Raw genomic sequence first — 21,011 nt, 5'->3', positions numbered from 1 at the left:
GGCACTACTCATTTAATAACTAACAATTTCGCGATTGTTAGTTATTTTTAATTTAAACGTTAAAATTTAAGTAAATAACGCTCGTTAAAATTGTAAAATGAGTACGATAAGAAGTACAATAATGATAGATTATTCTGAATGGAGGAACTACAAAATGAAAACAAATAAAAAATTCACAAAATCAACTAATAAAATTATCGCGGGTGTCGCAGCTGGACTTGCCGAATATATAAATTGGAATCCAACACTCGTTAGATTTTTATTTTTAATGCTAATCTTCGCAACAAAAGGCGTATTTATACTTGTCTATATCTTGTTAGCAATTAGCTTACCAGGGAAAAAACGTTCATTTACTAGTTCTTTTGAGCAGTTTACATCTAGTACTGGACAACGGACTAGCTCATCAAGTAAGAGTGGCCGTAAAATTATTAAAGATGTAGAAGTTACAGACGATAAATAATATTAATGATGAGGTGAAGATTCATGGGATTTTGGCAGCGCGTATTAATTAATGCCATACTGTTTTTGGCAATATCTGGTTTTTTTCCAGAGACTTTATTTGTTAAAAGTATCTGGGTTGCATTAATCGCCAGTTTTGTACTGGCCGTACTAAATATGCTAGTTAAACCGTTTTTAGTGATTTTATCACTGCCGGTAACTATTTTCAGTTTAGGATTTTTCTATCTGATTATAAATGCATTTATGTTACAAATGACGTCATTTTTTGTGGGTAATGAATTTAAATTTTCGAGCTTTTGGGCGGCATTTATCATCTCAATTGTGATGAGTATTGCTAATACAATCGTAACAAATTACTTTATTAGAAATAGACAATAGGGGGCATTAAGATGGCCAATGAAGTTTCAGTTAGAAATTTAGTAGATGCAATGGGATTAACTGTTTTAATTGGGAAAGAATACTTGGATGATAAAAAAATTACAACAAGTGATATTTCACGTCCTGGTCTAGAATTAACCGGGTATTTTAATTTTTATCCGAAAGAACGTATTCAATTATTTGGGATGACAGAACATGCTTATGCAAATGGACTGACTCCTGAAGATAGGCAGAATGTGATGAATCAATTAGCAACAGAACAAACACCATGTTTTGTTGTTTCAAATGATTTGGATGTGCCGCTAGAATTATTAGCTATCGTCAAAGAAAGACATATTCCAGTTCTAATTTCAAAACTAACAACGTCACGTCTATCTTCTAATATGGTTAACTTTTTGGAAGCTAAATTAGCTGAACGCCAGTCAATACATGGTGTTTTAGTTGATATTTATGGTCTTGGGGTCATGATTACAGGTGATTCTGGTGTTGGTAAATCAGAAACAGCGCTTGAATTAATTAGACGTGGACATCGGTTAATTGCAGATGATCGTGTTGATGTTTTCCAACAAGATGAGGAGACACTTGTTGGTGAGGCACCTGCAATTTTAAAACATTTACTTGAAATTCGAGGTATCGGTATTATCGATATCATGAACTTGTTTGGTGCAGGAGCTGTCCGTAATGACACTGATATTTCACTAATTATTCATCTAGAAAACTGGACTCCTGATAAACAATTTGATCGATTAGGTAATAATGATGAATTTGTTAAAATATTCAATGTGAATGTGCCAAAAATTTCTGTACCTGTTAAAACAGGACGTAATTTGGCCATTATCATTGAAGTCGCAGCAATGAACTTCCGTGCAAAAACAATGGGTTATGATGCTACTAAAGCATTTGAAGCTAATCTAAATGGCTTAATCCAAACAAATTCAAAAAAAGATTAAGGATTGGACGAGAGTAAATTGAATTATTTATTAGGTGCGTTGAATCCCATCGCAGTTAAATTAGGACCTATTGAAGTTCGTTGGTATGGTGTAATAATTGCGAGTGCAGTAATTCTAGCAGTTATTTTAGCCATTCTTGAAGGCAAAAAAATAGGAATAAATGAAGATACCATATATGATATGGTTCTATGGGCGTTGCCAATTTCAATTGTTTCTGCGCGACTCTATTACGTTGTGTTCGAGTGGTCTTATTACGCTCAACATCTCAGTGAAGTTTATCGAATTTGGGATGGTGGTATTGCTATCTATGGTGGGTTAATAGGCGCAATTATTACAGTGATTATTTTCTGTCAGCGTCGCCATTTGTCAGCATGGTTAATGTTTGATCTAGCGGCACCACTTGTGCTACTTGCGCAATCAATCGGCCGTTGGGGTAATTTTATGAACCAAGAAGCCCATGGTGGAAAAACGACGTTAGAGGCATTGCAAAATTTACATTTACCTGAATTTATTATTAACCAAATGAACATCAATGGCACCTACTATAAGCCAACATTTCTATACGAATCATTGTGGAGTTTTGTTGGATTCTTAATATTAATTGCCTTGAGACATCGAGTACACCTTTTCAAACGTGGAGAAATACTATTTGCATATCTAACTTGGTATTCATTTGGTCGTTTCTTTATCGAAGGAATGAGAACAGATAGCTTAATGTTATTTTCAACAATTCGTGTTTCTCAACTTCTCTCATTAGTGATTTTTATTGGATCAATTAGTTGGTTATTATTGAGAAGATATTGGGAACCGCAAAATCAATGGTATTTAGACGGACAATTGAAATAAAAATTTCTCATAGTTAATGCTATTAGAGGTAAAATTTGGTATGATTAGAATGAATAAATTTTGAAGGAGATTATATAATGACAAAAAAAGTAGCAGTATTAGGCGCCGGTTCTTGGGGTAGTATCCTTGCCGATATCCTAACTGAAAATGGTCATGACATCAGACTTTGGTCAAATGTTCCAGCACAAGTAGCAGAAATGAATGAGTTCCATACAAATAAGCATTACTTGGAAGATTACACTTATTCTAAAGACCTACATGCATATGAAGATTTAAAAGAAGCTTTGGATCAAGTTGACGCTATTTTATTTGTTGTTCCAACAAAAGCAAGCCGTATTGTTGCTAAACAAGTAGCAGCAATTTTAGAAGAAACAGGTAACAAACCAATTATTATTCATGCAAGTAAAGGACTAGAACAAGTCACACACAAACGTATTTCAGAAGTTATTGAAGAAGAAATTCCTGCTGACATTCGTGGTAGTGTTGTTGTCTTCTCTGGCCCAAGTCATGCTGAAGAAGTTGCAAATCGTGATTTAACAACAATTGTTTCAGCAAGTACTGATCCTGAAGCTGCAAGTTTTGTTCAAGATCTCTTTATGAATAAATTCTTAAGAATCTACACAAATAACGATGTTATCGGTGTTGAAATGGGCGCAGCTATGAAGAATATTATCGCCGTTGGTGCTGGTATGCTTCATGGTATGGGCTATGGCGATAACGCTAAAGCAGCTTTGATTACACGTGGATTAGCTGAAATTGCTCGTTTAGGGACATCATTTGGTGCTAACCAATTAACCTTTATGGGACTTTCTGGTGTTGGTGATTTAATCGTTACAGCTACAAGTGTTCATTCACGTAACTGGCGTGCTGGAGACCAATTAGGTCAAGGTAAATCATTAGATGCTGTTGTTGCTGATATGGGTATGGTTATCGAAGGTGTTGGTACTGCTAAGGCTGCTTATGAATTAGCACAACAACAAGGAATTGATATGCCAATCACAAATGCAATTTATGACGTTTTATACAATAATAAAGAAATTAAATCAGTGATTGAAGCTTTGATCAATCGTGAAGGTAAATCTGAATTAGCAGAATAAAAGGGGATTAGACTATGCAAAAAGTTAAAAAAGCCATTATTCCGGCTGCTGGACTAGGGACTCGTTTCTTACCAGCAACTAAAGCGATGGCAAAAGAAATGCTCCCAATTGTTGATAAACCAACGATTCAATTTATTGTTGAAGAGGCGCGTCAATCGGGTATTGAAGATATTTTGATTGTTACGGGTAAAGGTAAGCGACCAATTGAAGATCATTTTGATTCGGTGCCAGAACTGGAAGCGAATTTAGCTGCAAAGCATAAAGACGAATTATTAAAATTAGTTGAAGAAACAACGGATATTAATTTGTATTTTGTTCGTCAATCTCATCCACGAGGTCTTGGCGATGCCGTTTTAATGGCTAAAGACTTTGTTGGGGATGAACCTTTTGTTGTCATGTTAGGCGATGATTTAATGGAAGATAAAGTACCATTAACGCGTCAACTCATGAATCGCTTTGATGAGACACATGCTTCAACTTTAGCGGTGATGAAAGTCCCTCATGAAGAAGTTTCAAAATACGGTGTGATTAATCCTGAATTAGAAGTTAAACCTGGATTATTCAATGTTAAAAACTTTGTTGAAAAACCTACACCTGAAGAAGCACCTAGTGACTTGGCTATTATTGGACGTTACTTATTAACACCTGAAATTTTTGGTATCTTAGAACATCAAAAACCAGGTGCTGGTAATGAAATTCAATTAACGGATGCCATCGATGCATTGAACAAGGTGCAACGTGTTTTCGCTCATGAATTTAAAGGAACCCGATACGATGTTGGCTATAAATTTGGCTACTTAAAAACAAGTATTGAGTATGGTTTGAAACATAAAGAAGTTAAAGATGAATTAAAAGAATATTTGAAGACTTTAGGCGCAAAATTAATTGCAGAAGATACAGCAAAAAATAAGTAGCCTAATTCTTACAGTAAAGCAGGTTTCAAGTTCAACTCACTTGGGACCTGTTTTTGATGTTAAAGCAATTAAATAGACAAAAAAAGTAACATAGGGTATTGTTGAATTACTTACTAAAAGAAAGAAGGTTGAACTAATGACAAAAAAATATGATGTTGTTGTGATTGGTGCTGGGCCCGGTGGAATGACTGCCGCACTCTATGCATCACGTGCAAATCTATCGGTTTTAATGATTGATCGTGGGATTTATGGTGGCCAAATGAACAATACGGCTGAAGTTGAAAATTATCCTGGATTTAAATCAATCTTAGGCCCTGATTTAGCAAAAGAAATGTACGAAAGTTCGACACAATTTGGTGCAGAATATGCATACGGTAGTGTAACCGATATTACAATTGAAGGCGATACTAAACTCATCACAACAGATAATGATGTTTTTGAAACAAAAGCTTTAATTATCGCAACTGGATCAGAATACAAAAAATTGGGTGCTGAAGGCGAAGATACCTTTAGTGGCCGAGGTGTATCTTACTGTGCAGTCTGTGATGGTGCTTTCTTCAAAAATCGTGAAGTCATCGTTATCGGTGGCGGTGATTCAGCAATCGAAGAAGGTTCTTATTTATCAAAATTAGCTTCAAAAGTGACGGTAATTCATCGTCGTGACAAATTACGCGCTCAAAAAATCTTACAAGATCGTGCCTTTGCGGATGATAAAATATCTTTTGTTTGGGATACTAATGTCACAGAGATTGTTGGTGACGATCGTAAAGTAACTGGCGTTAAAGTAACGAATAATAAAACAGGTGAAACATCTGAAATTCCTGCTAGTGGTGTCTTCATTTATGTTGGTGTTAAACCAATGACAACAGCATTCACAAAGCTTGGAATTACTGACGATTATGGTTGGATTCCAACTGACGAAAATATGCTAACAAATGTACCAGGTATTTTCGCAGTTGGTGATGTGCGTAAGAAAGAATTGCGTCAAATTACAACTGCAGTTGGTGACGGTGGTATTGCTGGACAACAAACATTTAGTTACCTTGAATCATTAAATGATGCAGAATTAAGTTAAATTATAGAATAAGCCTTTTGAGGCTTATTTTTTTATTTACTTGACTTTATGTGCATGTGAACATTATAATAATCTAATCCGCTTATGAAAAAAATTAAACATATGCGTAAATTTAAGTGAGAAGAGAGTTAGAATGACAAACAAAAAAAGAAACACAATTGGTGCTGTTTTATTAATTGCGACTTTTGCCGCTTTATTAAATCAAACATTGATGATTACAGCATTACCAAAATTAATCACCGTTTTAAATGTTAACCTTGCAACCGCACAATGGTTAACGACGGGTTATGTTTTAATGGTCGGAATTTCGACACCATTATCAGCAATTTTATATGAAAAATATTCAACAAGACAAATATTTGTCGGTATTATGGTTGTCTTTTTAATCGGAAGTATCGTTGCATCAAGTGGCGCTAATTTTTGGGCAATCTTAATTGGTCGCTTAATCCAAGCTGCTGCCGGTGGCGTATTGACTACATTTACGATGATTAGTGTCATTGCAATTAACCCAATTGAACGCCGTGGCGTTGTAATGGGACTTGCTATGCTTGTTATCTCAGCTGCTCCAGCAATTGGACCAACTTTATCAGGTATTATGATTACATTTTTACCATGGAGAGCATTATTTATTTTCATTATTCCAATCATGTTAATTTTATTAATTGTTGGGGTTTGTATTTTACCTAACTATTCAGAAAAGACAGATGTTAAAATTGATTTTAAATCATTCTTCTTATCACTAGTTGGACTTGCTACAATTTTAATTGGTATTTCAATTATTGGAGACCAATTATTAGTTGCACTTGTCCTTATTGTGATTGGTGTTTTAGCATTAATCTATTTTGGCCGTCGTCAATTAGCTTTAAAAGAACCATTTTTAAATATTCGAATTTTCAAAGTACGTTCATTCTCAACTATGATTGCATTAATTATGTTAGTTTTTGGTATTTTAATGGCAACAGAATTAGTTATGCCAATGTTCTTAGAAAATAATCAACATTTATCAGGAATGACTGCTGGATTAATTATGTTACCGGGTGCTGCAATTAATGCTATTATTTCACCTATTGTTGGTAACCTTTATGATCAATACGGTTATAAAAAAATATTTATATTTGGCTTTTTGATGTTGATGATTTCAGTACTACCAATGTTATTCTTAACAATTGAATTTCCTGTTTGGTTATCAGTTGTTACTTACGCTATTCGATTAACAGGGGTTGGTGCTATTATGGCTCCAGCAACAACAGAATCTTTAAAAGATTTAAATCCAATGGAAATAAATCATGCAACAACATTAACGAATACATTAAGACAAGTTAGTGGTTCATTATTTAATACCGTTATTATTGTTATTGCTAGTATTCCTGCATCATTTGTTGTTGGATACAAATATTCAATGATCTTTATCATGGTTGTCTCAATTGTAATTGGACTAGTTGGACTAATCTATTTCAGAAAAACAAGTAAAGCTTAAGGAGTTTTGAGATGCAAAATATGAATGGAAATTCTTTTTACGATACACATGAAGTTGAGAAATTAACAACAATTTACAACAGAATGATTCGATTAAGAATAAATGATACGTTAAAAGGGTTTGAACTTTCTGAGAGTAACTTTTTTTACGTGTTGTTAGTTTGTGAGTCACCTGGCGTTAGTCAGGATGAGCTAATCCAAAATATTTATCGGGATCACAGTGTTGTGACACGTGCTATCTCAAAATTAATTAAAGATGGTTGGCTTGAAAAAAAAATGTCGTCCGCAGATAAACGACGGACTGAACTTTATCCTACAGCAAAAGCGATTAATAATTATCAAGATATTTTTGATAGAATTACAGTCGTTAATGATGAAAGTATATCGGTGCTTAGTGAAGAAGAAATTAAGCAATTTGAGCATATTTTGGAAAAGGTAATTAAATCAGGAATTGAACGTGAGCGACTTGCTGGAAGAAAGATATCAGAATTATTCTGATATCTTTTTTATTATCCTGAATAGTAAGCGCATTTATTGTATAATAGTAATATTATATGAATGGGAGTGATATTTTGACTTGGGAAGATAATTATTTAACTTGGTTAAATGAAGAAACACTAGACGCAACATTAAAAAATCAGATTGTTTCGCTTAAAAATAATCAAGAAGATTTAAAAGAATCTTTTTACCAACCAATGGAATTTGGAACTGCTGGTATGCGTGGCTTGATGGGTCCTGGTATTAACCGGATGAACATCTACACGATTCGTCAAGCAACTGAAGGATTAGCTCGCTTTATGGATACGTTAGATGATGCAACTAAAATGCGCGGTGTCGCAATTAGTTATGATTCGCGTTACCAATCACAAGAATTTGCGATGGAATCAGCTAAAGTTTTAGGCGCACATGGTATTCCAAGCTTTGTTTTTGAAAGCTTACGTCCCACACCAGAATTATCGTTTGCAGTCCGCCATTTAGCTACTTACGCCGGAATTATGATAACGGCTAGCCATAATCCTAAACAATATAATGGCTATAAAATTTATGGTGAAGACGGTGGCCAAATGCCACCTAAAGAATCAGATATGATTACTGGTTTTGTTCGCGAAGCTGATGATTTATTTGCCATTAAAGTAGGTGATGAGACAGTATTAAAAGCTGATAAAACACTCCAAATTATTGGTGAAGAAGTTGACGCTGCGTATCTTGCTGAAGTTAAAAAAGTGACAATTAATCAAAAATTAGTTGATGAAGTTGGTGCTTCAATGAAACTTGTTTTCACACCACTTCATGGAACAGGTAAAATGTTGGGTGAACGTGCTTTGAAACAAGCTGGATTTGAACAATTTAAGATTGTGCCTGAACAAGCTGAAGGTGATCCTGAATTCCCAACAATCAAGTTACCTAACCCAGAAGACGCACCAGCATTTGATTTAGCTATCAAATGGGGTCGACGTGAACATGCTGATTTATTAATCGCTGTTGATCCAGATGCTGATCGTATGGGTGTCGCTGTACGTCAAACTGATGGTGAATATAAATTATTAACAGGTAATCAAATTGCTGCTCTAATGTTCAATTATATTTTAACTGCTAGCGAAGAAGCAGGAACTTTACCCGCTAATGCCGTTGGCGTTAAATCAATTGTATCAAGTGAACTTGCAACTAAGATTGCTGAAGCACATCATGCTAAAATGATTAATGTCTTAACAGGATTCAAATTTATTGCGGAACAAATTCAAAACTATGAAGAAACAAATGAACATACCTTTATGTTTGGTTTTGAAGAAAGTTATGGTTACTTAATTCGTCCTTTCGTTCGTGATAAAGATGCTATCCAAGCATTAGTAATGTTATCTGAAGTAGCTGCTTACTACAAACAATTTGATAAAACATTGTCAGATGGATTAGATGATTTATTTAAAGAATATGGTTATTACGCTGAAAATACTAAAGCGTTAACGTTTGAAGGTATTGAAGGTGTTCAAAAAATCAAAGATTTAATGACAATCTTCCGTGATGACGCACCTAAAGATTTTGCTGGCTATAAAGTCGCTAAATTAGAAGACTTCACAACGGGTATGGCGCAATTAGCTGATGGATCATCTGAAGAAATCGGATTACCAACTGCAAATGCGTTGAAATATATCTTAGAAGATGGTTCTTGGATTGCAATTCGTCCTTCAGGGACTGAACCAAAAATTAAATTCTACGTGGGAACGCAAGCTGAAACTGATGAAAAAGCACAAGCTAAGTGTCTTGCATTTGAAGAAGCAATTATGGCAATTGTCAACGCCTAACTAAAAAAGTAGTGCTAAATTTACATTTAGCACTACTTTTTTTGACCTTAAATGGGTTACAAAATTTATAAGCAAATAAAACAGTATTTTGTAAACAACTTTTTAAGATTTATTATTTTCTTTCAGGGCTGATTAACTTGTTTAGTTTCTATTTATTCATTTTTTTCTTTTTAAAGCGGTGATAAAGGTAGGCGATTCCAAGAAAGTAGATGGAAGCGAGTAGGGACGACACGGGGAGAACGCTAAAGATAGTCGGTGGAACAATCATTGCAAGCAATGGAAAGGCATAAGCGGCTGGAATTTTAACTTTGAAAAGATGGAGTATACAAAAAACGAGAGGCATAGTGATTAAGGCGACAACAACATTGGAATCGATTACCATGCAGGCGAGAACACCGATCGTTGCTGAAAGCGTCAAGGCAGTAACCTGTTTGAACACCATTTTTGCCGGATACATCGGCTTTTGTAGCACCTCGAAAAAAACGACAAGAATCGGTGGAATAGCGGCCATCAAAGGCTTTCCAGCAATCGTCACGAGACCAACCCAAATGAGTGAAGAAACGAGAAATAAAAGCATAGCCTGATAGTTAAGGTTTGTTTTTTTTGCGTAGTTTTGATCGAGTTTACGGCCTTTAACGACAATCATCTCGATGAAAGTGAAAATGATGATGGCAATGATGAATGAATATTTGGACGCATTAACGATGATTGGCAAGAGACCTGTAGCCAATGAAGGCGCCAGTGCCGATCGGGTTACCACTAATAGAAAGACCATGATGGCGATCATTAGGCAGATTTTAATTGTGTAAGAAATCTCAAGTAAATTGATGCCAAAACCGATAATTGCGGTGACAGAAGGCAGCAAAAAAAGATTAAACGAACGATCTAACCAATTGGCTTCGTGGTAAATCCACAGTCCAACTGTTAACGCGGCGATTTCAGGTAAAATAATTTCTGAATCATGTAAAAGTGACGCGGCTTGTACCATGATTAAAATCAAGATAAAACCGGTTAAGTATTCAACGGTTTTATTGGCTAAAAACTTCAAAAAAATGTCCTCCTTAAATATAAAGCATGAAAATAAGCATAACATAAAAAAGTAAGGTAAAGTTGCGCGACGTGTTCCAATTGATGTATCAAGCGTTTGCAATGTGAATCAGTTTATTTTTTTGTTAAAAGTTGATGATACTTGAATTAACTTTTCCATATGTGGTAAGATTGTAAAAATTTATATAAAAAATGAGAGGGAGCTGTTAATTATGGGAATGCATCAATACCTACAAAGTTTAAGTAATTTAGAAACGTTAAAACGAGCACCAGGATATTTTAAATATGAAGATCATTCGGTAGCGGAACATTCATTCAAAGTAACAGAAGCTGCTCAATTTTTAGGTGATGTTGAAGAAAATGCAGGAAATACGATTGATTGGCGCATGTTGTATGAAAAAGCGTTGAATCATGATTATACAGAACGATTCATTGGTGATATTAAAACACCCGTTAAATATGCAACAACAACGCTAAGAGAAATGTTAGCAAATGTTGAGGAATCATTATCTGAGAATTTTATTGTGAACGAAATTCCAGAAGAATTCCAAGATGCCTATCGTCGTAGATTATCAGAAGGTAAGGATGATACTTTAGAAGGTAAAATCTTGTCTGTAGCTGATAAATTAGATTTATTATATGAATCATTTGGCGAAATTCAAAAGGGTAATCCTGAATCAGTTTATACTGAAATTTATCAAGAAAGCTTAAAAACGATTCTTGAATTTTCAGATTTAGCGAGTGTTCAGTATATTCTACAAGAAATTCTTCCAGAATTATTAACGGAAGATTTCACAGATAAAGATAAAATTAAAAAAATAACCTTGGATATTATTAAGAAATAGAGTACACATAGGTTAAGGATTGCGTTGTATGCTAGAATAATGCATACAAGGTAGTCCTTTTTTGCTTAAAGAATAGGGAGAAATTAATGAAAACGGCAATTGTAACAGATAGTGCGTCATATATTGATCCAAAAGTAGCCAAAGATAAAAATATTATTGTTGTACCAATCACGGTTATTTTTGGGCAACAGACTTATTTAGAAGATGTGGAAATCTCTGCTTCAGAATTTTATCAAAGAATGAAAGATACGGATAAGTTACCCACAACGTCACAAGTCACAATGGGACAAATGCAAAGTGTCTTCGATAAATTAATTGAAGAGGGATTTGATGAAGTAATTTCAATTCATCTATCAACAGGTATCACAAGTTTTGTGGATAATTTACGTGCTTATTCAAAAACTGTGGAAGGAATTACGGTATATCCGATTGATTCTAAAGCAGCAAGTTCAGCAGAAGCCTTTCTTGTATTAAAAGCTGCTCAATTAGTGGCGCAAGGTGAGCATGCAGACACGATTGTACCTAAAATAGAAGCAATGCGTGAAACGGTGGGTATTTTCTTTGTTGTGGATAACTTGAGCCATTTACTTAGAACGGGCCGTATGACGAATGGTGCTGCGTTTGTGGGTAACTTATTACAAATTAAACCAATTCTGACCTTTAATCATGAAGGTCAAATTATCCCTTTAACTAAGGAACGGACAAAGAAGCGTGCTTTTCAACGGGTAATGGCAGATTTTTCTGATGCGATTAACTCAGTTGATTATCCAATTCGAGTAAGTATCGTTGATGCGAACAATCCTGAAGAGAGTACAAAATGGGTCTCATTTATTAAAACCAACTATCCTAATATTCCAGTTGAGGTTAGTCATATTGGGCCTGTTATTGGCGTCCATACTGGAGAAAAAACAATGGGTCTTATTTGGGGTCGTGATTATTTAGTTGATTAAGTTATTCTGAAAAAATAAGTGAGATAACGTGCGAAAGTATGTTCGGTATGCTAATATAATTAGTAGAGAATAATCATTTTTAAATGAGCCTGGGTAGGTTATTCCAGGCTTTTTTTAATTTCTAAAAATGATTGTATTGGAGGGGTTAACTTGATTGATAGACATGATGATGGCGTTTTTGACTTAGTTTCAAAGTACGAACCAACTGGAGACCAACCGAATGCGATTAAAACTTTAGTTGATGGATTAAATGATGGTAAAAAAGAACAAGTATTACTGGGTGCAACGGGAACGGGTAAGACGTTTACCATTTCAAATGTGATTAAAGAAGTTAATCGTCCCACATTAGTCCTTGCGCATAATAAAACATTGGCTGGACAATTATATGGTGAATTAAAAGAATTCTTCCCGAATAATGCGGTGGAATATTTTGTGAGTTATTATGATTACTACCAACCAGAAGCTTACGTTCCTTCAAGTGATACGTATATTGAAAAAGATTCCAGTATTAACGATGAAATTGATAAATTACGACATTCTGCAACAAGTTCATTATTAGAACGTAATGATGTGATTGTTGTTGCATCTGTCTCAAGTATCTTTGGATTAGGTGATCCAACAGAATATCGTGATCATGTTATTTCATTGCGTACTGGAATGACAATGGAACGTGATGATTTACTTAGAAAATTAGTCGATATACAATTCGAACGAAATGATATTGATTTTCAACGTGGTCGGTTTAGAGTTCATGGAGATATTGTGGAAATTTTCCCAGCATCTCGTGATCAAAAAGCTGTTCGTATTGAATTTTTTGGCGATGAAATCGATCGTATTCGTGAAGTTGATTCATTAACAGGTGAAGTTATGGGTGAACTTGAACACATGGCTATTTTCCCCGCAACGCATTTCATGACGAATGATGATGTGATGGATCATGCCATTGAAGGTATTGAAGTTGAATTGGCTGATCGATTAAAAGAATTAAAAGATGAAGATAAATTATTAGAAGCCCAACGTATCGATCAACGAACTACTTATGATTTAGAAATGTTACGTGAAATGGGCTATACATCCGGAATTGAAAACTATTCCCGCCATATGGATGGACGTAAACCTGGCGAACCTCCATATACATTAATTGATTTCTTTCCCAAAGATTTCTTGATCGTAGTTGATGAATCTCATGTAACCATGCCTCAAATTCGAGGGATGTACAATGGTGATCGCGCTCGTAAACAAATGTTAGTAGATTACGGATTCCGTTTACCTAGTGCACTGGATAACCGACCATTAACGATTGCGGAATTTGAAGAGCACGTTAATCAAGTCATTTATATGTCTGCAACACCAGGACCTTACGAAATGGAACGGACGTCAGATGTTGTTCAACAAATTATTCGACCAACTGGATTACTAGATCCAATCATTGAAGTTCGTCCAATTATGGGCCAAATTGATGATTTAGTTGGCGAAATTAATTTACGTATTGAACGCAATGAACGTGTCTTTGTCACAACATTAACCAAGAAAATGTCAGAAGATTTAACTGATTATTTGAAAGAGTTGGGGATGAAAGTTGCGTACTTGCATAGTGATATTAAAACGATGGAACGAACGAAAATTATTCGCGATTTACGCTTAGGCACATATGATGTTTTAATTGGAATTAACTTATTACGTGAAGGTATTGATGTTCCTGAAGTGTCATTAGTGACAATTTTAGATGCCGATAAAGAAGGTTTCTTACGTAGTGAACGTTCTCTAGTTCAAACAATTGGTCGTGCAGCTCGTAACGAAAACGGACGAGTGATTATGTATGCTGATAAAGTGACGGATTCAATGAAGGGCGCAATGGAAGAAACGCAACGCCGCCGTGATGTCCAAATGGCATATAATGAGGAACATCATATTACGCCAACTACGATTAAAAAAGCCATTCGTGAGTTAATTACGCCAACAAAAATTGAAGATAATTCAGGAACTGTTAAAACCTTTACCGAAACTGAATTTTTGGATATGGATAAAAAGGAACAACAAGATATGGTTGATCGCTTAGAAGGACAAATGAAAGAAGCAGCTAAAAAATTAGATTTCGAAACAGCTGCATCATTGCGTGATACGGTATTAGAATTAAAAACACAAATGTTATAAATAGGGGGATATTTCTTGAAAAATGATAAAATTGTGATCCATGGTGCGCGTGCGCATAATTTAAAAAATGTGGATGTCACTATCCCAAGAGATAAATTAGTTGTGATTACGGGACTTTCAGGATCAGGGAAAAGCTCATTAGCTTTTGATACACTTTATGCTGAAGGACAACGTCGCTATGTTGAAAGTTTATCAGCATATGCACGTCAATTTTTAGGGCAGATGGATAAGCCAGATGTTGACTCAATTGATGGGTTATCACCTGCTATTTCGATTGACCAAAAAACAACTTCAAAAAACCCACGATCAACAGTTGGGACAGTCACTGAAATTAATGATTATTTAAGATTATTATGGGCTAGAGTTGGACATCCAATTTGTCCAAATGATGGTCATGAAATCACGAGTCAATCCGTTGAACAAATGGTTGACCGTGTTTTAGAGTTAAAAGAGCGTACAAAACTTCAAATTTTATCACCTATTATTCGCAATAAAAAAGGACAACATAAAAAGATATTTGAAACGATCAAACGAGAAGGATTCGTCCGTGTTCGAGTTGATGGCGAGCTTCATGATATTGATGAAGAATTTGATCTTGAAAAAAAGGTCAAACACTCTATTGATATTGTGATTGATCGGATTGTTGTCAAAGAGGGCATTCGCTCACGTTTATTTGATTCATTTGAAGCAGCATTACGTTTATCTTCTGGCTACGCCACTGCAGATATTCTTGATGGTGATACAGATGGTGCAACAATTCAATTTTCCGAACATTATGCATGTCCTATTTGTGGATTTACAGTTGGAGAATTAGAACCACGTTTGTTCTCATTTAATGCACCATTTGGTGCTTGTGAAACTTGTGATGGTTTAGGAATGAAGTTAGAAGTCGATGAAGATTTAGTCGTTCCAGATCCAACTAAAACGCTAGCAGAAGGGGCAATTGAGCCATGGAATCCTATTAGTTCGCAATATTACCCATCGATGTTAGCCCAAGCTGCAGAAGCTTTTGGAATTCCAATGGATGTGCCATTTGAAAAGTTAACAGATGAACAACGTGATATTGTTTTGAATGGCGCTGGAACACGTGAATTTCATTTCCATTACGCTAATGACTTTGGTGGCGTTCGTGATGTAGATGCATTATTTGAAGGGGTTATTACAAATATTAGTCGTCGTCATACGGAGACTAATAGTGACTTTACGCGTGAACAAATGCGTAAATATATGACCAGCTTAACGTGTCAAACATGTCACGGTTACCGCTTGAATCGTAAAGCATTAGCCGTCCAAATTAATGGCCAACATATTGGTAAAATTTCCGCACTTTCAATTGGTGACGGCTTACCTTTCTTTGATAACGTTAACTTGTCAGAAAAAGAATCAATTATTGCAGCACCTATTTTGAAAGAAATTCGTGACCGCTTAACATTCTTACAAAATGTTGGCTTAAATTATCTGACATTATCACGTTCTGCAGGAACACTTTCAGGTGGAGAAGCACAACGGATTCGACTAGCCACGCAAATTGGCTCTAATTTATCGGGTGTTTTATATATTTTAGATGAACCTTCAATCGGGTTGCATCAACGTGATAATGATCGCTTAATTGAATCACTTAAGAAAATGCGTGATTTGGGTAATACTTTAATTGTGGTTGAACATGATGAGGATACCATGATGGCTGCTGATTATTTAATTGATGTTGGTCCTGGTGCTGGTGAATTAGGTGGTGAAATTGTTGCTGCTGGAACGCCCACACAAGTTAAAAAGAGTCGCAAATCATTAACTGGACAATATTTATCAGGAAAGAAATTTATATCATTACCTGATGAACGACGTGCTGGCAATGGTAAGAAGATTCGAATTACCGGCGCAAAAGAGAATAACTTAAAAAATGTAACGGTCGATTTTCCTTTAGGTAAATTCATTTCAGTTACAGGTGTCTCAGGTTCCGGTAAATCAACTTTAGTGAATGGTATTTTGAAAAAGGTATTATCACAAAAGTTAAATCGAAATTCTGAAAAACCAGGTAAATATAAATCAGTTTCTGGTGTTCAAAATATTGAAAGTGTTATTAATATTGATCAAAGTCCAATTGGTCGAACACCGAGAAGTAATCCCGCAACTTATACAGGCGTCTTCGATAATATTCGTGATTTATTTGCGGAAACTAACGAAGCAAAATTACGTGGTTATAAAAAAGGTCGTTTTAGTTTTAATGTCAAAGGTGGACGTTGTGAAGCCTGCAAAGGTGACGGGATTATTAAAATAGAAATGAATTTCCTACCAGATGTCTATGTGCCATGTGAAATTTGTCACGGGGCACGCTATAACTCTGAAACACTTGAAGTGACTTACAAAGGTAAGACAATCTCTGATATTTTAGATTTAAAAGTTGGCGAAGCTTTGAAATTCTTCGAACCAATTCCTAAAATCAGACGTAAACTGCAGACAATTGTTGATGTTGGTTTGGGCTATGTTTCGTTAGGCCAATCGGCAACAACATTATCAGGTGGTGAAGCGCAACGGATGAAGTTAGCTTCTGAATTACATCGTCAATCAAATGGTAAGAGTTTTTATATTCTTGATGAACCAACAACTGGTTTGCATACAGATGACATTAAACGCCTACTTAGCGTTTTAAATCGTTTGGTTGATGCGGGTAACACAGTCTTGGTTATTGAACATAACTTAGATGTGATTAAAACATCTGACTATTTAATTGATTTAGGTCCAGAAGGCGGCGAAGGTGGCGGAACGATTCTTGCGACTGGAACACCAGAAGAAATTGCTGAAGTGCCTGAAAGTTATACGGGACACTATTTAAAACCAATCTTAGAACGTGATCGTGCGAGAATGAATAAATAAATTAAGAAGTCAGATGAAAATCTGGCTTTTTTTTATTCCTTTTTTTTTAAAAAGTGTTAACTTTAAAGAAGACATAAAATAAATTGGAGGAACGGCTGACCATGGGCAATAACTATAAGAGTGTTTTTGATATTATTGGACCTGTTATGATCGGACCATCTAGTTCACATACAGCTGGTGCCGCTAAAATCGGTAAGGTTGGATTTCAATTATTTAATGGGAGAATCACTAAATTAAAAGTTCGCTATTATGAATCATTCGCAAAAACACATCGCGGGCACGGGACTGATTTTGCGACCGTTGCTGGGGTATTAGGCTTTGAACCTGATGATGTCCGTTGCCCACAGTCAATTCAGATTGCGGAAAAAATGGGGATTGAGATTCAGTTTATTGAAGATGCACACCCAAGTCCAATTAACCATCCGAATAGTGTTAAATTAACGATTGAAAATGAGACAAAAAAAATCGAATTAATGGGTTGCTCAATTGGTGGTGGCACAATTGAAATTAGGGCTTTCACTATAAAAAAACAACAATTTTTTCCAAAGGGTAGTTTACCGATACTAGTGTTGGAAGCTAATCCAGTAAATAAAAATAAAATTCAAAAACAAATCGAAAAATCGACAACTATTGTTATGCAAAGTGAATCTGAGTTAATGCCAGAGGATATTATGTATGAATATGATTTATCCAAGAATATTACTGAGACTGATATTAAGCAACTGCGATTATTAACGCACAATCTCATTTATTTAAAATAGGAGGTTCCATCTTGTATAAAAGTATTGCTGAGTTAGTTTCAACTGCTAATAAAGAACACAAATTAGTTTCAGAATTAATGATTGAACAAGAAATGGCGCAATCAAGTGAAACTAGAGACGTTATCATTGAAAAAATGTCTGCTAATCTTGAAGTGATGAAGCAAGCGATTGAAAAGGGATCAAATGGTGAAGGCGTTTCTTCAGCAACGGGATTAACGGGTGGAGATGCGGTCTTACTACGGAAATATCGTGAGAAAGGGCACTCTTTATCTGGGGATGCTAACTTAGAGGCGATGCAATATGCAATTGCGACTAATGAAGTCAATGCTTCGATGGGACTTATTTGTGCGACACCGACTGCAGGTTCATCTGGAACGTTGCCTGGGGTTATTTTCATGATACAAAAACGATTAAATTTATCACATGAAAAGATGTTACAAGCTTTATTTACGTCAAGTGCCTTTGGAATGATCGTGGCAAATAATGCCATGATTGCCGGAGCGACTGGTGGCTGTCAGGCAGAAGTCGGCAGTGCATCAGCAATGGCAGCAGCTGCCGCCGTTGAGGTTACTGGTGGAACGCCGGAACAATGTGCAGAGGCTTTTGCGATGGGACTTAGTAATTTATTGGGACTGGTTTGTGATCCAGTTGCTGGATTAGTTGAAATTCCATGTATCAAGCGAAATGCAATAGGAGCCGTGAATGCTTTAACGGCAGCAGATATGGCACTTGCTGGATTATCTAACAAAGTACCAGCTGATGAAGTTATTATGGCTATGAAAGACATTGGCGAACGTATGCCGAGCTCGCTTAGAGAAACTGGGATTGGTGGATTAGCTAGTACACCAACGGGCCAAGCAATTAAAATGAAAATATTTGGTGAAACGATATAGGGTTGGAAACAACTCTTTTTTTGTGCGCAGATACAAAAGAAACACCAGGTATGTTATAATAATTATAGTAGATTTGGAGGAATGAATATGACAGATACGTTAGAGCTAGTTGTAATTACAGGGATGAGTGGGGCCGGTAAGACGGTCGCAATGCAAAGTTTTGAAGATTTAGGTTATTTTTGTATTGATAACTTACCACCAACTTTATTACCTAAGTTCTGGGAGTTGGTAAAAGAGTCAGGTAAAATTTCAAAAATTGCCCTTGTTATGGATTTAAGATCAAGAGCTTTTTATGATGAAATTATCGAAATGTTATCAGGATTTGATAACACTGAATTTGTAACCACTAAAATTGTCTTTCTTGACGCATCAGATGCAGAATTAGTTTCTCGTTACAAAGAAACAAGACGTGCGCATCCGTTAGCAATGGAAGGCCGTCTGATGGATGGCATTGAAAAAGAACGTGACTTATTAAATGATATTAAAACACAAGCACAATTAGTGATTAATACGACTAATTTGTCACCACGTCAGTTACGTGAAGAGATTTTTCATAATTTTGAAACCAGAGAAACAGCTAATTTTCATGTTGAAGTCTTATCATTCGGATTTAAATATGGCCTACCTATCGATGCAGATATCGTGATGGATGTCCGTTTCTTACCTAACCCACACTATATTCCAGAATTAAAACCACAAACTGGCTTAGATAAGGCAGTTTATGATTATGTGATGAAACAACCAGCTACAGAAGGTTTTTATACCAAATTTGAATCGTTAATTGAGTCAATTTTACCTGGCTACGAAGCTGAAGGTAAAACCAATTTAACGATTGCGATTGGCTGTACTGGTGGACAACATCGCTCAGTTGCTTTAGCTAAAAGATTGAGTGAAGAATTGAAAATTAACTATCCGGTGAACGTTACACACCGTGATATTAATAAAAGTAAAGAATCGGTCAATCGATCATGACGAGAAGTGGACATAGACCTAAGATAGTCGTTATTGGTGGCGGAACAGGGCTACCCGTTATTTTAAAAAGTTTAAGAGATAAAAATGCTGATATCACGGCGATTGTAACGGTTGCTGATGATGGTGGTTCGTCAGGTATTATCAGAGATTACGTGAATGTTGTGCCGCCTGGTGATATTCGTAATGTTATTGCCGCATTATCTGAGTTACCAGAAATATATTTAGATATATTCCAGTATCGGTTTGATACGTCCGATCGATTTTTTGCAGGACATGCGATTGGTAATTTAATTATTGCAGCACTAACTGAAATGAAAAATGGTGTTTTTGCTTCTGTCCAAGAATTATCAGAAATGATGAGAGTTGATGGACATGTCTATCCCGTTGCGGATGAACCGTTAGTATTAAATGCAGAATTTTCTGATGGCACTTTTTTAGCGGGGGAAGCAGAAATAACTGCCGCTAGAAAATCAATTAAGCGTGTTTGGGTAACCTCAAGTGAAAAAAGTGAAACTAGTGTGCCAGAAGCTGTACCAGAAGTTGTTCAAGCTATTCTTGAAGCAGACCAAATTGTCCTTGGACCTGGGAGTTTGTTCACAAGTATTTTGCCTAATTTAGTTATTGGTAATGTGGGTAAGGCACTGTCTGAAACAAAAGCAGAAGTTGTTTATATCTGTAATATTATGACGCAAAAGGGTGAAACAGAACATTTTACTGATGCTGATCATGTGCGTATTTTGAATGGGCACCTAGGTAAATGTTTTGTGAATACAGTGCTTGTGAATACGGCACCGGTTCCTGAAGGTTATATGGATAAAGAAAAATATGATGAGAATTTAATTCAAGTTGAACATGACTTTAATGGATTAAGGGAACAACATTGTCGAGTGATTTCATCTAACTTCTTAAAATTAAAAGATCAAGGTGTCTTCCATGATGGCAATAAAGTCGTTGAAGAATTAATCCGTTTAGTTGGTCGACCAAATCGCGAATTAAGACATAGAAAGACTATTTAGTACAGAG

Annotated in this window: 19 protein-coding genes; 18 read left to right on the top strand and 1 reads right to left on the bottom strand. The window is 35.7% G+C overall.

Going from position 1 to position 21,011, the window contains the following annotated elements:
• Positions 1-154: 154 nt before the first annotated feature.
• The 10 genes from AC1RPH_RS04205 (at position 155) to AC1RPH_RS04160 (ending at position 9,495) form a co-directional block, all read left to right on the top strand.
• Positions 155-460, top strand: a complete 306-nt coding sequence (locus AC1RPH_RS04205; RefSeq protein ID WP_409022174.1) for a PspC domain-containing protein — start codon at positions 155-157, stop codon at positions 458-460.
• Positions 461-483: 23 nt separating this feature from the next.
• Positions 484-837 carry a phage holin family protein gene (locus tag AC1RPH_RS04200; RefSeq protein WP_481761491.1) on the top strand — a complete coding sequence of 118 codons (354 nt, stop codon included), beginning with the start codon at positions 484-486 and terminating at the stop codon, positions 835-837.
• A gap of 11 nt (positions 838-848) precedes the next feature.
• Complete coding sequence (gene hprK, locus AC1RPH_RS04195; protein ID WP_481761490.1) at positions 849-1,787, top strand: HPr(Ser) kinase/phosphatase; 939 nt, start codon at positions 849-851, stop codon at positions 1,785-1,787.
• An 18-nt stretch (positions 1,788-1,805) separates the two neighbouring features.
• Complete coding sequence (lgt, locus tag AC1RPH_RS04190) at positions 1,806-2,633, top strand: prolipoprotein diacylglyceryl transferase (RefSeq protein WP_481761489.1); 828 nt, start codon at positions 1,806-1,808, stop codon at positions 2,631-2,633.
• 77 nt (positions 2,634-2,710) lie between these two features.
• Positions 2,711-3,730 (top strand): NAD(P)H-dependent glycerol-3-phosphate dehydrogenase, encoded by a 1,020-nt coding sequence (locus AC1RPH_RS04185; protein WP_481761488.1) that lies wholly within the window; start codon positions 2,711-2,713, stop codon positions 3,728-3,730.
• A gap of 14 nt (positions 3,731-3,744) precedes the next feature.
• Positions 3,745-4,644 (top strand): UTP--glucose-1-phosphate uridylyltransferase GalU, encoded by a 900-nt coding sequence (galU, locus tag AC1RPH_RS04180; protein WP_409022179.1) that lies wholly within the window; start codon positions 3,745-3,747, stop codon positions 4,642-4,644.
• A 136-nt stretch (positions 4,645-4,780) separates the two neighbouring features.
• The gene (gene trxB / locus AC1RPH_RS04175; RefSeq protein ID WP_481761487.1) at positions 4,781-5,719 is read left to right on the top strand and encodes a thioredoxin-disulfide reductase; all 939 of its coding nucleotides are present in this window, start codon (positions 4,781-4,783) and stop codon (positions 5,717-5,719) included.
• A 133-nt stretch (positions 5,720-5,852) separates the two neighbouring features.
• On the top strand, positions 5,853-7,196 hold the full coding sequence (locus AC1RPH_RS04170; RefSeq protein WP_481761486.1) for a DHA2 family efflux MFS transporter permease subunit: 1,344 nt from the start codon (positions 5,853-5,855) through the stop codon (positions 7,194-7,196).
• Positions 7,197-7,207: 11 nt separating this feature from the next.
• Complete coding sequence (locus AC1RPH_RS04165; protein WP_481761485.1) at positions 7,208-7,693, top strand: MarR family winged helix-turn-helix transcriptional regulator; 486 nt, start codon at positions 7,208-7,210, stop codon at positions 7,691-7,693.
• 74 nt (positions 7,694-7,767) lie between these two features.
• Positions 7,768-9,495: a phospho-sugar mutase gene (locus AC1RPH_RS04160; RefSeq protein ID WP_481761626.1), complete on the top strand. Its 1,728-nt coding sequence runs from the start codon at positions 7,768-7,770 to the stop codon at positions 9,493-9,495.
• A 148-nt stretch (positions 9,496-9,643) separates the two neighbouring features.
• On the opposite strand, the gene AC1RPH_RS04155 is transcribed toward AC1RPH_RS04160, so the two are convergent.
• Complete coding sequence (locus AC1RPH_RS04155) at positions 9,644-10,543, bottom strand: hypothetical protein (RefSeq protein WP_481761483.1); 900 nt, start codon at positions 10,541-10,543, stop codon at positions 9,644-9,646.
• A 211-nt stretch (positions 10,544-10,754) separates the two neighbouring features.
• Here AC1RPH_RS04155 and AC1RPH_RS04150 point away from each other — a divergent pair, with 211 nt between their 5' ends.
• From AC1RPH_RS04150 to AC1RPH_RS04115, 8 genes are all read left to right on the top strand, one after another.
• Positions 10,755-11,387, top strand: a complete 633-nt coding sequence (locus tag AC1RPH_RS04150; protein WP_409022185.1) for a YfbR-like 5'-deoxynucleotidase — start codon at positions 10,755-10,757, stop codon at positions 11,385-11,387.
• A gap of 86 nt (positions 11,388-11,473) precedes the next feature.
• A complete protein-coding gene (locus AC1RPH_RS04145) occupies positions 11,474-12,337 on the top strand; it encodes a DegV family protein (RefSeq protein WP_481761482.1) in 864 nt (287 codons plus the stop codon).
• Positions 12,338-12,487: 150 nt separating this feature from the next.
• Positions 12,488-14,491, top strand: a complete 2,004-nt coding sequence (gene uvrB, locus AC1RPH_RS04140) for an excinuclease ABC subunit UvrB (protein WP_481761481.1) — start codon at positions 12,488-12,490, stop codon at positions 14,489-14,491.
• Between the two features lie 15 nt (positions 14,492-14,506).
• Positions 14,507-17,362 carry an excinuclease ABC subunit UvrA gene (gene uvrA, locus AC1RPH_RS04135; protein ID WP_481761480.1) on the top strand — a complete coding sequence of 952 codons (2,856 nt, stop codon included), beginning with the start codon at positions 14,507-14,509 and terminating at the stop codon, positions 17,360-17,362.
• Between the two features lie 101 nt (positions 17,363-17,463).
• Entirely contained in the window at positions 17,464-18,123 is a 660-nt protein-coding gene (locus AC1RPH_RS04130) for a serine dehydratase beta chain (protein WP_481761479.1), read from the top strand.
• A gap of 11 nt (positions 18,124-18,134) precedes the next feature.
• On the top strand, positions 18,135-19,016 hold the full coding sequence (gene sdaAA, locus AC1RPH_RS04125) for an L-serine ammonia-lyase, iron-sulfur-dependent, subunit alpha (RefSeq protein WP_481761478.1): 882 nt from the start codon (positions 18,135-18,137) through the stop codon (positions 19,014-19,016).
• A gap of 87 nt (positions 19,017-19,103) precedes the next feature.
• A complete protein-coding gene (rapZ, locus tag AC1RPH_RS04120) occupies positions 19,104-19,988 on the top strand; it encodes an RNase adapter RapZ (RefSeq protein ID WP_481761477.1) in 885 nt (294 codons plus the stop codon).
• Entirely contained in the window at positions 19,985-21,004 is a 1,020-nt protein-coding gene (locus AC1RPH_RS04115; protein ID WP_409022192.1) for a gluconeogenesis factor YvcK family protein, read from the top strand. Before rapZ ends, AC1RPH_RS04115 begins: the two co-directional genes overlap by 4 nt.
• Positions 21,005-21,011 lie beyond the last annotated feature (7 nt).

The sequence above is a fragment of the Dellaglioa sp. CoH-57-MRSF-16 genome, from assembly GCF_056782055.1.
Note: the sequence above shows the minus strand (reverse complement) of the source record. Positions and strands in the feature narration are given on the sequence as shown.